Origin of the sequence: Roseovarius nitratireducens, assembly GCF_002925845.1 — a bacterium.
Taxonomy (GTDB): Bacteria; Pseudomonadota; Alphaproteobacteria; order Rhodobacterales; family Rhodobacteraceae; genus Roseovarius; species Roseovarius nitratireducens.
In genome coordinates, this window is sequence record NZ_PDNI01000071.1 from 174877 (window position 1) to 187642 (window position 12766).

The 12766-nt window shown below is 67.1% G+C and carries 9 protein-coding genes; 6 read left to right on the top strand and 3 right to left on the bottom strand.

Annotated elements, in window-relative coordinates:
- Positions 1–56: 56 nt before the first annotated feature.
- On the top strand, positions 57–1382 hold the full coding sequence (locus CRJ03_RS15985; protein WP_104019866.1) for a M16 family metallopeptidase: 1326 nt from the start codon (positions 57–59) through the stop codon (positions 1380–1382).
- Positions 1379–2692, top strand: coding sequence for a M16 family metallopeptidase (locus tag CRJ03_RS15990; protein ID WP_104019867.1), 1314 nt, complete (start codon positions 1379–1381; stop codon positions 2690–2692). The genes CRJ03_RS15985 and CRJ03_RS15990 overlap by 4 nt, the downstream gene beginning before the upstream one ends.
- Positions 2693–2825: 133 nt before the next feature.
- Here CRJ03_RS15990 and CRJ03_RS15995 read toward each other — a convergent pair whose 3' ends face one another.
- The gene (locus CRJ03_RS15995) at positions 2826–4880 is read right to left on the bottom strand and encodes a hypothetical protein (protein WP_129590303.1); all 2055 of its coding nucleotides are present in this window, start codon (positions 4878–4880) and stop codon (positions 2826–2828) included.
- Positions 4881–5099: 219 nt separating this feature from the next.
- Here CRJ03_RS15995 and CRJ03_RS16000 point away from each other — a divergent pair, with 219 nt between their 5' ends.
- The 3 genes from CRJ03_RS16000 (at position 5100) to CRJ03_RS16010 (ending at position 9858) form a co-directional block, all read left to right on the top strand.
- Positions 5100–6278 (top strand): aminotransferase class I/II-fold pyridoxal phosphate-dependent enzyme, encoded by a 1179-nt coding sequence (locus CRJ03_RS16000; RefSeq protein WP_104019869.1) that lies wholly within the window; start codon positions 5100–5102, stop codon positions 6276–6278.
- A gap of 17 nt (positions 6279–6295) precedes the next feature.
- Entirely contained in the window at positions 6296–9175 is a 2880-nt protein-coding gene (locus tag CRJ03_RS16005) for a DNA translocase FtsK (RefSeq protein WP_104019934.1), read from the top strand.
- Between the two features lie 77 nt (positions 9176–9252).
- Entirely contained in the window at positions 9253–9858 is a 606-nt protein-coding gene (locus CRJ03_RS16010; protein WP_104019870.1) for a LolA family protein, read from the top strand.
- 18 nt (positions 9859–9876) lie between these two features.
- Here the strand turns inward: CRJ03_RS16010 and CRJ03_RS16015 are convergent, their stop codons facing one another.
- Positions 9877–10473 (bottom strand): transglycosylase SLT domain-containing protein, encoded by a 597-nt coding sequence (locus CRJ03_RS16015; RefSeq protein ID WP_104019935.1) that lies wholly within the window; start codon positions 10471–10473, stop codon positions 9877–9879.
- Between the two features lie 185 nt (positions 10474–10658).
- On the opposite strand from CRJ03_RS16015, the gene hspQ reads away from it, so the two are divergent.
- A complete protein-coding gene (gene hspQ / locus CRJ03_RS16020) occupies positions 10659–10985 on the top strand; it encodes a heat shock protein HspQ (protein WP_104019936.1) in 327 nt (108 codons plus the stop codon).
- Between the two features lie 28 nt (positions 10986–11013).
- Here the strand turns inward: hspQ and CRJ03_RS16025 are convergent, their stop codons facing one another.
- The gene (locus CRJ03_RS16025; RefSeq protein ID WP_104019871.1) at positions 11014–12591 is read right to left on the bottom strand and encodes a gamma-glutamyltransferase family protein; all 1578 of its coding nucleotides are present in this window, start codon (positions 12589–12591) and stop codon (positions 11014–11016) included.
- Positions 12592–12766 lie beyond the last annotated feature (175 nt).

Sequence of the window (12766 nt, forward strand, 5' to 3'; positions counted from 1 at the left end):
CGCGGGGCGCGGGGCGTATCTAGAGATCAATCGTTTCTCGAACGCGGAGGCCCGTCATGCGCCGTCTGATCGTCGCGCTGCTTCTGGTGATCCCCTTCGGCCCCGCGTGGGCGGGGCCGGTGACCAGCTTTACCCTCGATAACGGTATGGAGGTGGTGGTGATCGAGGATCACCGTGCCCCGGCGGTGACGCAGATGGTGTGGTATCGGGCCGGATCGGCGGACGAGCCGCCCGGCATGTCGGGGGTGGCGCATTTCCTCGAACACCTGCTATTCAAGGGCACTGAGACGCTGGAGCCAGGCGAGTTCTCGGCCACGGTGGCGCGCCATGGCGGCACCGACAACGCCTTTACCAGCTATGATTACACCGCTTATTTCCAGCGCATCGCCGCCGACCGGCTCGGCCTCGTGATGGAGATGGAGGCCGACCGCATGGCCAACCTTCGCCTCTCGGAAAACGACATCGCCACCGAGCGCGACGTGATCCTGGAGGAGCGCAACCAGCGGGTCGAGAACAGCCCCGCAGCGCTCTTTCGCGAGCGGATGGGGGCGGTGCAATATCTCAACCACCCCTACGGCGCGCCGATCATCGGCTGGCGCCATGAGATGGAGGCACTCGACCGCGCGGCGGCGGTGGATTTCTACAGCACATATTACGCGCCCAACAACGCCATCCTGATCGTCGCCGGCGATGCCGACCCCGAGGAAGTGCGGGCGCTGGCAGAGAAACATTACGGCCCGATCCCGGCCAACCCGGACCTGCCCGAGCGTATCCGACCGCAGGAGCCGCCGCAACTTGCCGAGCGGCGGCTGAGCCTGCGCGATCCGCGCGTGTCACAGCCCTACGTCGCGCGCTCCTACCTCGCGCCCGAGCGCGACAGCGGCGCGCAGCGCGAGGCGGCGGCGCTCACGCTTCTGGCGGCGCTCATGGGCAACGGACAGACATCGGTGCTCAACGAGGCGCTGCAATTCGAGCAGAGCATCGCCGTGCAGGTGGGCGCGTGGTATTCAGGCATGTCGCTCGATGACGCGAGCCTCGATTTCGTGGTGGTTCCCGCCCCCGGCGTGACGCTGGACGAGGCCGAGGCCGCGCTCGGCGAGGTACTGACCGGGTTCCTTGAAACGGGCCCCGACCCCGAGCATCTGGAGAGGATCAAAAGCCAGTTGCGCGCGCAGGAAATCTACGAGCGGGACGACGTCACGGCGCTGGCGCAACGCTATGGGCGCGCGCTGACACAGGGGCTGACCGTGGCTGATGTGCAGGCATGGCCTGACATCCTGCAGGAGATCACGGATGAGGAGATCATGGACGCGGCGCGCAACGTGCTCGACCGCGAGAGATCGGTAACGGGCTACCTGATGGCCCCGGAGGTGACGCAATGATCCGGTTCGCCCTTGTTGCAATCATGGTGTTGGCGGCGCTTCCCGCGCGCGCCGCGGTGGATGTCGAGCAAGTCACGAGCCCAGGCGGCATCGACGCGTGGCTCGTCGAGGATCACTCGATCCCCTTTGTCGCGCTCGAACTGCGCTTTCGCGGGGGCACCTCGCTTGACCCCGAGGGCAAGGCGGGGGCGGTCAACCTGATGACCGGGCTTCTGGAGGAAGGAGCGGGGACCCGCGACGCACAGGAATTCGCGCGCGCCACCGAGGCGCTGGCCGCGCGGTTCGGCTATGGCGCGGGCGACGACACGGTAAGCGTCTCGGCACAGTTCCTGACCGAGCGGCGCGCGGAGGCGATCGAGCTGCTGCGCGACAGCCTGATCGCCCCGCGATTCGACCCCGAGGCCATCGAGCGGGTGCGTGCGCAGGTGCTTTCGGGGTTGCGCTCGGATCAGACCGACCCGCGCAGCCTCGCCGGACGCGCGGCATCGCGGCTGATCTACGGCGATCACCCCTATGGGCGCCCGGGCGAGGGTACCATCGAGAGCGTGAGCAGTCTCACCCGCGAGGATATCGCCGTCGCGCACCGCGCCGCGCTCGCGCGTGACCGTGTTCATATCAGCGCCGTGGGTGATATAACCGCCGAAGAGCTGGGCGCGCTGCTCGATCGCCTGCTGGGCGATTTGCCCGCCACCGGTGCGCCGCTGCCCGGCGAGGCCGATCCGACCCTACCTGGCGGCATCAAGGTAGTCGAATTCGAGACGCCGCAATCCATTGCGCTATTCGCGCAGCGCGGCCCCGACCGGCACCATCCCGATTTCCTCACCGCTTATGTGCTCAATCACATCCTCGGCGGAGGCGGGTTCGAGAGCCGTCTGATGACCGAGGTGCGCGAGAAGCGGGGGCTTACCTATGGCGTCTATTCCTACCTCGCCAACAAGGACGCGGCCGATCTCTGGATGGGCTCGGTCGCCTCGGCCAACGGGCGCGTGGCCGAGGCCATCGCGGTGATTCGCGACCAATGGGCGCGGTTGCGCGACGAGGGGGTGACGGCGGAGGAACTCGAGGACGCCAAGACCTACCTTACCGGTGCCTACCCGCTGCGCTTTGAGGGCAACGCACAGATCGCCTCGATCGCCGTGGGGATGCAGGTGGACGGGCTGCCTGTCGAATACATCGCCAACCGCAACGAGATGATCGAGGAGATCACGCTTGAAGAGATCAACCGCGTGGCACGCGAGTGGCTCGATCCCGATCGGCTGACCTTCGTCGTGGTCGGGCAACCCGAAGGGGTGGAAAGCACGGTGAACTGAGTCCGGGCGAGGGACGGTTCGTTATTGTCAGGCGAAAGTTGAAGGACGTTTGACGACCCGCGAACGGGGACGCGGCCGCGAAGCATCGCTTCCGGCCAGCCTGTGCCCAACGCCACTGCTTCGGGGCATAGCCCTAGATCAGGTCAGCGAGGGTATGAGCCTGACCCGGCGCGCCACTGAACTCGATTGCTTCGATTGCAACCATCGTAACGATGTTACCGCGTCCCCGCAGGATCACCCGTTTCCCTTCGTGCGCGATCTCGTAATCCGTGCGCAGCCCCGGCAGGATCGCACGATCCTTGCCCGCCCCGCCGTGAAGCCGGTCGTCGCCGTCCTGTCCGATAAGTACGTCGTCGCCTGGGCCGCCAATCAGGATATCCGCCTTGGCCGTTCCCGCGAGCCGCGCCGCCTTGTCGCCCGCGCGCCGCAGCACCCCGTGCAGGAACGTGCCGGGCGGGCGCGGGTCGTCCCAATGGGGCGGCGTGGCATTGGCGCGCATCAGCGCGTCCCAGCGGGCCGTGTCGTCGCCGAGATAGCGCAGCGCGCCCCAGCTTCCCCACCGCGAGGCCGGGGCCACGTCGACGAAGGCGTTGAAGAGCGTCCCGCCCGCCGCGCGCCAGCCGGCGAGCAGTTCCTCGTAGAGCGCGCCCATCTGGCGCGAGTAGTTGAACGCGGTGAAGAAGTCGGTGAGTGAGGCGTTGCCGGTCACGGCACCGTTCCCCACCACATGGGAGCCACCGCCATACATGACCAGTTGCAGATCATGACGCGCCGCCACCCCGGCGTGGTAGGGGAGGATTTCGCCCAGGAGCGCGCCGAGCGAGCCCTGCCGCAGCGCCTGTGCCGCGAGGTCGAAGGCAAGCTCGTAGCCATGCGCGGCGACCGCCGCCTCCGGGTTGGTCCCGGTCTCGACGGCGCGGGCGCGGGCCACGGCGCGGCTCGCGGTGATCCAGCTCGCGACCGTGGTGGCCATGTTCTCGGCCCCGAGCTCGTGGCCGAAAAAGCCCGAGACGGCGTAGGCGTCGAAGCTGGCCGCGGGGGGCGCGTCGATCTGCCCGCCTGCCACGGCGAGAGGGGCTTCGAGTATCGGCGCTTCCATCCCCGGCCAGTCGGCAGGCACGGCCGCGACCATCGACAGGCGCGCCGGCGCGTCGGCAAAGACCGTGCGCCAGATATCCGCCATCTGGGCCGCGCGCATTCCCGCGAATTGCAGCCAGCCATCGTCGGGCGCGTCCTCGCCCCAGAGCGCAGTGGCCGCCTCTTGCGCCCAGATCGCTTGTGGGAAGGCCACGTTCCACAATTCGTTGGAGTATTCCACGTGCACCCTGAGGCCCGAAGCAAGGTGATCGCGCATGTGGCGCGCGAAGCTGCGCATATAGGCGTCGTCGGCGGCATGGGGCATGTTGACCCACGGATCGGCCCCGATCCGGTTGGCCAGCGCCACCATCACCTCGACCGGCACGCCGCGCCAGGCATAGGTGGCGTCCAGCGGCGTCGGGCGGTCCGCCCATGTCACCTGGTCTGAGCCGTTGGTGAGTTGCCAGTCGGTGAAGCGCACGAGGCGCAGATCGCCGATCCTGTCGATCCAGAGCGGGTTGAACAGTGCCCCCGCCGCGTGCAGCGCGAGGTGATCCTCGTGCACGATGGAGATGTCGCGCAGTGGGTTGTCGGCATCGGTTTCGCGCAGCCGCAGCACCACGGACCCGTCACCGGGGGTGTAATCGAAGCGGATTTCGCGTGTGTCGTAATTGTAGCGAACGTTGTCGGCGCGCCCTGTGACGCGCAGCACGCCTTTGCCCTCATAGCGCAGAAGGTAGCGGCCCCGCAGGTGTGTGGCGCCCTCCGGCTGGTCGGTCAGCACGTAGCTTTCGAGAGCCCTCGCCCCCTCGGGCAGGGCCGTCGGCCAGCCCCTGTCATCGAGATAGCCGCCCGCGCGTAACGCAGCCGTGGAAAAGGCGCCGCGCTCCTGCGCGCTGTGACCGATCCACGGGCTGGCGGTCTTCATCACGTTGATGAACGGGTGCTGGCTGCTCCGGTCGACGATCCCGTTCAGCCCCATGGCGAGGCTGGGAGCGGCAAGCCCGGTTCCGGGCAGGGGGGCATCCGCGGACCGGGCCATAGCGACCGCGACGAACAGCCCGACCATCATCGCAAGAATTGCCGGGACGAGCCGGAGTCCTGTGTGCATGGCGGACCGCTCTCCTTGCCATGTGCCCATGCGCCTCGCCGCACTATAGGGCGCGGCAGGAGCCTTGGCCATCGCTGCGTGCGGCTGTGGCTGTGCGCAAATGCCACAATTCGCCTGTCAAGCCATTGGTTTTTCTGGACCTGAACCCGTTGACTGGAGTAGATTCATTGAAAATGGGGATAAAATGCCCCGCATTCGAGGCAGCAGAGCAGATATCCGATGTATCCCGAGCGGTTTTCGAACCTACCGGCCTATGCGTTCCCGCGCCTGCGGGCACTGCTCGACGCGCATGCGCCGGGCGGCGAGGTCGTGCACATGACCATCGGCGAGCCGAAACACGCCTTTCCGGAGTGGATCACGGAGGAGATCGCGGCCAATGCGGCGGGCTTCGGGCAGTATCCCGTGAACGAGGGAATGCCCGCGCTGCTGGAGGCTGCCGCCGACTGGCTGGAGCGGCGCTATGGCGTGCAGGCCGATCCCGAGACGCGGCTGATGGCGCTCAATGGCACGCGGGAGGGGCTGTATAATGCCATGATGGCGCTCTGCCCCGAGACGAAGCGGGGCAAGCGGCCTGTGGTGCTGGTGCCCAACCCGTTCTACCAAGTCTACATGGTCGCGGCGCTAAGCGTGGGGGCGGAGCCGGTGTTTCTCAACGCTACGGAGGACACAGGCTATCTGCCTGATTTCACGTCGATGGCGCCGGAGGTGCTCGACCGGGTGACGGTGGCTTACCTGTGCTCGCCGTCCAATCCGCAGGGCGCGGTGGCCTCGCGGGAGTATTGGGCGCAAGTGATTGGGCTGGCCGAGAAGCACGATTTCCGCATCTTCGCCGATGAATGCTATTCCGAGATCTACCGCGACGGCCCGCCATCGGGCGTGTTGGAGGTGGCGCAGGAGGTGGGGGCAGATCCCGAGCGGATCGTCGCGTTTCACAGCCTGTCGAAGCGGTCGAACGTGCCGGGGCTGCGCTCGGGCTTCGTGGCAGCGGGATCCGAGAGCATCCGTCGCATGCGGCAGTTGCGCAACTACGCCGGTGCGCCCTTGCCTATGCCGTTGCAGCACGCGGCGGCGCGGCTCTGGGCGGATGAGGCGCATGTGGTGGAGAATCGCCGCCTTTACGCGCGAAAATACGCACGCGCCGACGAGATCATGGCGGGCGTGCCCGGCTATCGCCCGCCGGAGGCCGGGTTTTTCCTGTGGCTGCCGGTGGCGGATGGTGAGGCGGCGGCACTGCGGCTGTGGCGCGAGACGGGGGTGCGGGTGCTGCCCGGGGCCTACCTCGCGCAGGAGGCGGGCGGGGTGAACCCCGGAAAGGGATTCGTGCGGGTGGCGATGGTGGCCCCCGAGGACGAGATGGCGCACGGGCTGACCCGCCTGCGCGGCTGTCTCTACGGATGAGCGGAGACGAGGACGAGATGGCATACCAGACACGTGGGCGCGAGCCGCTTATCGACAGCACTGTGGCGCAGGCCCTAGGCAAGCGCGGTAGGGAACTGATCGGTCTCATGCTGCTGGGCTTCGCGGTGGTCGCCGGGGCGACAGTGTACTCATACACGCCCACAGATCCGAGCTGGATGGCGGCGACCGACGGGCCGGTGCACAACCTGCTAGGCGCGCCCGGGGCGTCGATCGCGGCCCCGCTCTACATGATCATCGGCCTTGGGGCCTGGGGGCTGGTGATCCTGCCACTTGTCTGGGGGGCGCGGCTCGTGATGCATCTGGGTGGCGAGCGCGCGCCCGGTCGACTCATCTTCGCGCCGGTCTGGGTGGCGATTCTGTCGCTCTACTGCGCGACGCTGGCCCCGTCCGAAACCTGGGCCGCGCATCACAGCTTTGGCCTTGGCGGGTTGTTCGGTGACACGGTCCTGGGTACGCTGCTGGGCCTCCTTCCGGTCGGGCCGGGGCTGGGTCTGCGGCTCTCGACGCTGGGGCTGGGCGCGCTGGTACTAGCCGCAGGTGCCTTCGTGCTGGGCTTTGACGGGGGCGAGTTGCGGAGAATTGGGCGGTTCCTCGTGCTTGGGTTGGTGCTGACCTACGCGGGGCTTCGGGCGATGGCCGCGCGTGGCATCGGCGGCCTCGTTGGCGCCGGTCAGGCGGTGCGGGCCCGCCGCGCGGAGGCCGCGGCGCAGGCGCAGGAGAATCGGGTGGAGGCCGCCCCGCAAGCCGGGCAGGCTCAGGCTGCGGCCCGCGTGCGCCGCGCCGAGCCAACCCTTGGCGGTACCGCCACCGCCGCCGCAACGGAGAAATCCGGTGGGCTACTGGCGCGGATGCCCGGCTTGTTGCGCAAGCCCGAGGCGATGCCCGAGCCAGAGCTTGTAGAGCGCGAGGCCGAGGCCGAGGCGGCCGATGCCCCGCCCGAAGACCGCATTCGCGCGCGCATCGCAGACGTGATCCGTACACGCGTGCGGAAGAACCCGGCGGTGCAGGTAGAATCGGTCGCGCCGCTAACCAAGGGCCGCGGTCGCGGGCCCGACCCGCTGATCCTGAACGGCGCACCTCATGCACCGCTGCCGCCCGAGCCGCCGCTCACGGCGCGCAAGGCCACCGGTCTGACTGTGCCGCCCGCGCCCGAAGAGGAAACCACGCTCGTCGAGCCGGACATGCCGGAGATGGGTATGTCCGAGATGGATGCTACGCCGGGTTCGACGGAGCGTCCGCGCATCCCGGTGCCCGAGCCGCGCAAAGTGGTGCAACACCCGCCGCGCAAGACTCCGCAGCCCTCGGCGCGCGCGATGGCCGAGGCGCAGCCCGCGCTGCCCTTTGCCGCCGAGGCACAGGATTACGAACTGCCGCCGCTGTCGCTTCTGACCGATCCGGCGACCGTGCAGCGCCATCACCTGAGCGACGACGCGCTGGAGGAAAACGCGCGGATGCTGGAGAACGTGCTCGACGATTACGGCGTCAAGGGCGAGATCGTTAGCGTGCGCCCCGGTCCCGTGGTCACCATGTACGAATTGGAGCCCGCGCCGGGCCTCAAGGCGAGCCGGGTAATCGGGCTTGCCGATGACATCGCGCGGTCGATGGCGGCGCTGTCGGCGCGGGTCTCGACGGTGCCGGGGCGGTCGGTGATCGGGATCGAACTGCCCAATGACAACCGTGAGATGGTGAATTTCCGCGAGATATTGTCGAGCCGCGCCTATGGCGACGGTCATCAGAAGCTGCCGCTGGCACTTGGCAAGGATATCGGCGGCGATCCGATGGTCGCCAACCTCTCCAAGATGCCGCACCTCCTGATTGCTGGCACCACCGGCTCGGGCAAGTCGGTGGCCATCAATACGATGATTCTGAGCCTGCTCTACAAGCTCACGCCCGATGAATGCCGGCTCATCATGATCGACCCCAAGATGCTGGAGCTGAGCGTCTATGACGGTATCCCGCACCTCCTGAGCCCCGTCGTCACCGACCCCAAGAAAGCGGTCGTGGCGCTCAAGTGGGTGGTGGCTGAGATGGAGGACCGCTATCGCAAGATGTCGAAGATGGGGGTGCGCAACATCGACGGCTACAACGCCCGCGTGGACGAGGCGCTGAAGAAGGGAGAGATGTTCAGCCGCACGGTGCAGACGGGCTTTGACGACGAGACCGGCGAGCCGGTTTTCGAGACGGAAGAGTTCGCGCCCGAGCGGATACCCTATATCGTGGTGATCGTCGACGAGATGGCCGACCTGATGATGGTGGCGGGCAAGGAGATCGAGGCCTGCATCCAGCGCCTGGCGCAGATGGCGCGGGCAAGCGGAATCCACCTCATCATGGCCACGCAGCGCCCCTCGGTCGATGTGATCACCGGCACGATCAAGGCCAATTTCCCCACAAGGATCAGCTTTCAGGTGACGTCGAAGATCGACAGCCGCACCATCCTGGGCGAGCAGGGGGCCGAGCAACTTCTGGGCATGGGCGATATGCTCTACATGGCCGGGGGCGGGCGGATCACCCGTTGTCACGCGCCTTTCGTCTCCGATGAAGAGGTGGAGGAGGTCGTGAGCCACCTCAAGGCCTATGGCCCACCAGAATACGTGGGCAGCGTGTTGCAGGGCCCCGATGACGACACCGCCGATTCCATCGACGCCAAGCTGGGGCTCGCCACTGGGGGTAATACCGACGGCGAGGATGCGCTCTATGATCAGGCGGTGGCGATCGTGGCGCGCGACCGCAAATGCTCGACCTCCTATATCCAGCGCAAGCTGGCGATCGGTTACAACAAGGCCGCGCGGCTGGTGGAGCAGATGGAAGACGAGGGCGTGGTCAGCGCCGCCAACCACGTAGGCAAGCGCGAGGTGCTGGTGCCCGAGCCGCAATAGGCAGGCTGCCGCCAGCGCGCGCAGAATTTTCGCCCCGCGCAGGTGTAATCCGGCGCGGGGCCGCTTATCTGGAGGGCATGAGACAGTTGCGCATCCTGATGGTTCCCGCCCTCTGGGCGGCGATGGCGCTGCCGGCGGCGGCGGAGAAGCTCTCGCTGGGTGAGATTTCATCCTATCTCAACGGTCTGCGGACCGCAGCAGGGCAATTCACGCAGGTGAACGAGGACGGCTCGATCAGCACCGGGCGCATCCTGCTCAAGCGTCCCGGGCGCGTGCGCTTTGAATACGATCCGCCAGAGAAGGCACTGGTAGTGGCCGATGGCGATACGGTGGGCATCGTCGATCCACGCTCAAACGAGAAGCAGGGCTATCCGCTCCACCGCACGCCGCTCAAGATCATCCTCGCGCGCAATGTCGATCTCACGCGCGAGCGCATGGTCGTGGGTCATGCAAGCGACGGGGTGACCACCACCGTGCGCGCGCAGGATCCCGCTCATCCGGAATACGGCAGCATCGACCTCGTCTTTACCGCCGATCCGGTGGAATTGCGCCAATGGGTCATCAACGATGCCAATGGCGGCAGCACCACGGTGATCCTGGGTGACCTGAAGCGCAACGTGCGCCTGGCCGACGAGCAATTTGTTATCCCCGGCACCAGCGATACGCCGCGCATCCAGCCCTGAACGCGCGCGCCCGCGCCCTCAGACAAGGCCGCGCCCGGCTCGGCAGGCCGACATCTGCGCGCGGTAACGCTGGGCCCGCGCGTCGACCTCGGCTGCGACGCGCAAGAGCCACGGCTTGGAATTGTGGTTGCCGCGGGAAAACCCGGTGCGCCCCTCGTGATAGGCGAGATACTGGTTGCGCGCGTCGGCGTGCGAAATTCCCAGCCGCTCGGAGGACTGGGCCATGTACCAGCCGATGAAATCCGCCGAATCGAAGATATCCGTGCGCCGCGCGCCCCAGCGCCCGGCGTCGCGCTTGTATTCCTCCCACGTCCCGTCGAGCGCCTGGCTGTAGCCATAGGCGGAACTTATCCGCCCCCGGGGGATCACGCCGAGCGTCCAGCGATAGGGCGTGCGCGCGTCGCTGATGAACTTGCTCTCCTGGTAGATCGTTGCCATCTGCACATGCGCGGGGATTCCCCAACGGCGCGCGGACGCCTGAAAGGCGCGGGCATATTCGGGCCGCTCGCCCAGGATGGCGCAGGCATTGTCGAGATTGCGCGGTGCCTCACCGTACCCGCCACCACAGGACGCCAGCACCAAGAGCGCCAGAAGCGCACCGAAAATCCTGCTCATCTGCCTCTCGCTTTCGATTTGACGTTTTTTGTCAATGTAGCCGATTTGCGCATCCGGGGGAATCCCGAATTCCCCGTGCCCAAGGCCTGTCGCACAGTCGTCCACAGACTGTTTCCGGCTCGTTTCGGCGCATGGTTGGACAAAGCCCGCTTGCACCGGTAAAAATCTGTGTTAGGGCAATGGCGATGATCAAGACTCAGGCGAAATACGCGCTCGGACAGGTGGTCCGGCACAAGAAGCATCCCTTTCGGGGGGTGATCTTTGACGTGGATCCGGAATTCTCGAATACCGAGGAATGGTATGCCGCTATCCCCGAGGATAGCCGCCCGTCGCGCGAGCAACCCTTCTACCACCTGCTCGCCGAGAATGATCAGAGCTATTACGTCGCCTATGTCAGCGAGCAGAACCTCGTCGCCGACTATTCCGGCGAGCCGGTGGACCATCCCGACATCCCCGACCTGTTCGGGCCGTTCGAGGACGGATACTACCCTTTGCATTTCCAGCTGAATTGAGGCGCGGGCGGTATATCCGCCCTATCGCTCAGTATCCCAGCGCGCAGCCGTCCTTTCGCGCGTCGCTGCCGCCCTCGAGCACGCCGCTGTCATGGATGCGGATCGCCTGCGCTCCGCCCAACGGCTCGCGCGGGACGATTACCTCGTGCCCGAGATCAGCGAGCGCCTGCGCCACGCCCGGCGCGTGCCCGCGCTCGAGCTTGAGGCCGGTGGGATCGGCAAAGGCGCGCGGTGCGTCGATGGCGGCCTGCACGTCCATGCCGAAATCCACCATGTTGGACACCAGCCGCGCGTGGCCCGCAGGCTGATAGCCGCCGCCCATTACGCCGAAGGGCATGGTCACGCGCCCGTTCTCGGCCAGCATGGCGGGGATGATCGTGTGCATCGGGCGCTTGCCGCCCGCCATCTCGTTGGGGTGGCCAGCCTCGAGCGAGAAGCCCGCGCCGCGATTCTGCAGCAGGATGCCGAATTTCTCTGACGCGATGCCGGACCCGAAGCCGTGGAAGATCGAGTAGATGAATGACACCGCCATGCGGTCGCGATCAACCACGGTGATGTAGACGGTGTCGCGGTGCACGGCCTCCGTCAGCGGTGCTGCGGCCGGCATGGCGCGGCGCGGGTCGATCAGCGCGGCGAGGCGCGCTGCGGTCTCGGGGGCGAGCATGTGGTCGAGCCGCGCGATATGATCGGGATCGGCGATGAACCGGTTGCGCGCGTCATAGGCGAGCTTGGTGGCCTCGGCCTCGATATGGATGCGCTCGGCACTACCCGGATCCATCGCCGCGATGTCGAAATGGCGCAGGATGTTGAGCATCAGGATCGCCGTCGCGCCCTGCCCGTTGGGCGGGTGCTCGACCAGCGTGGTGCTCTTGTAATCACCGCTCACGGGGTCGGAATAGTCGCTGGCGGCGACCGCGAAATCTTCTTGCGTGTGGACCCCGTCCAGCGCGTGGAGCGCGGCGAGCATGTCGTCGGCCACCTCGCCCTCGTAGAAGGCGGCGCGCCCGTCACGGGCGATGCGGCGCAGCACCTCGGCCTGACCCGGGGCATGAAAGATATCGCCGGTGGCCAGCGGTTGCCCGGCTTTCATGTAATGCGTGATCGCGTGCCCCTGAAGCGCCTTGCCCGCCACCGGCCAGTCAAAAGCCACGCGCGGCGCGACCGGCACGCCCTCCTCGGCATAGTGGATCGCGGGGGCGAGCAGCGTGTCGAGCCCGAGACGACCGTGATCCGCGCTCAGTCGGCAGAATGCGTCGATGGCACAGGGAACGGTGACGGCATGGGGGCTATGGAGCGGCACGCTGGTGTTGCCTTGGGCGCGCAGCGCGGCGGCAGAGGCGGCGGCGGGCGCGCGCCCCGAGCCGTTGAGCCCGCGGACGCGCGGTTCGCCGGGGTTGGTGAAGAGTACAAAGCAGTCGCCGCCGATCCCGGTCATCTGCGGCTCGCAGATACCCAGCAGCACGGCGCCGGCAATGGCGGCATCCATCGCGTTGCCGCCGCGTTCGAGAATGTCGATGGCGGTGCGCGCCGCGAGCGGGTGCGAGGTCGCGCACATGCCGTTGGCCGCATAGGTGCCCGAGCGCCCCGGAAGATGGAAGTCGCGCATGGTCTGTCTCCCCAATTTTACGATTCGAACGCACCCTAGGATGGGTCGCGAAGAATGCCAATGCCGTGTCGGGAGAGTGAAGACCTCGGCGCCGCGCACTGGGTGGGGGCAATGACACGCGACGCCGAGGGAAGCCATATGAAGCTACCCTGCTCTTGTCCGATCCGCGTGCGGC

Bases quoted from the DNA above. Each gene is read 5' to 3' on its own strand.
- CRJ03_RS15985 (WP_104019866.1), top strand. From the start codon at position 57: ATGCGCCGTCTGATCGTCGCGCTGCTTCTGGTGATCCCCTTCGGCCCC.
- CRJ03_RS15990 (WP_104019867.1), top strand. From the start codon at position 1,379: ATGATCCGGTTCGCCCTTGTTGCAATCATGGTGTTGGCGGCGCTTCCC.
- CRJ03_RS15995 (WP_129590303.1), bottom strand. From the start codon at position 4,880: ATGCACACAGGACTCCGGCTCGTCCCGGCAATTCTTGCGATGATGGTC.
- CRJ03_RS16000 (WP_104019869.1), top strand. From the start codon at position 5,100: ATGTATCCCGAGCGGTTTTCGAACCTACCGGCCTATGCGTTCCCGCGC.
- CRJ03_RS16005 (WP_104019934.1), top strand. From the start codon at position 6,296: ATGGCATACCAGACACGTGGGCGCGAGCCGCTTATCGACAGCACTGTG.
- CRJ03_RS16010 (WP_104019870.1), top strand. From the start codon at position 9,253: ATGAGACAGTTGCGCATCCTGATGGTTCCCGCCCTCTGGGCGGCGATG.
- CRJ03_RS16015 (WP_104019935.1), bottom strand. From the start codon at position 10,473: ATGAGCAGGATTTTCGGTGCGCTTCTGGCGCTCTTGGTGCTGGCGTCC.
- hspQ (WP_104019936.1), top strand. From the start codon at position 10,659: ATGATCAAGACTCAGGCGAAATACGCGCTCGGACAGGTGGTCCGGCAC.
- CRJ03_RS16025 (WP_104019871.1), bottom strand. From the start codon at position 12,591: ATGCGCGACTTCCATCTTCCGGGGCGCTCGGGCACCTATGCGGCCAAC.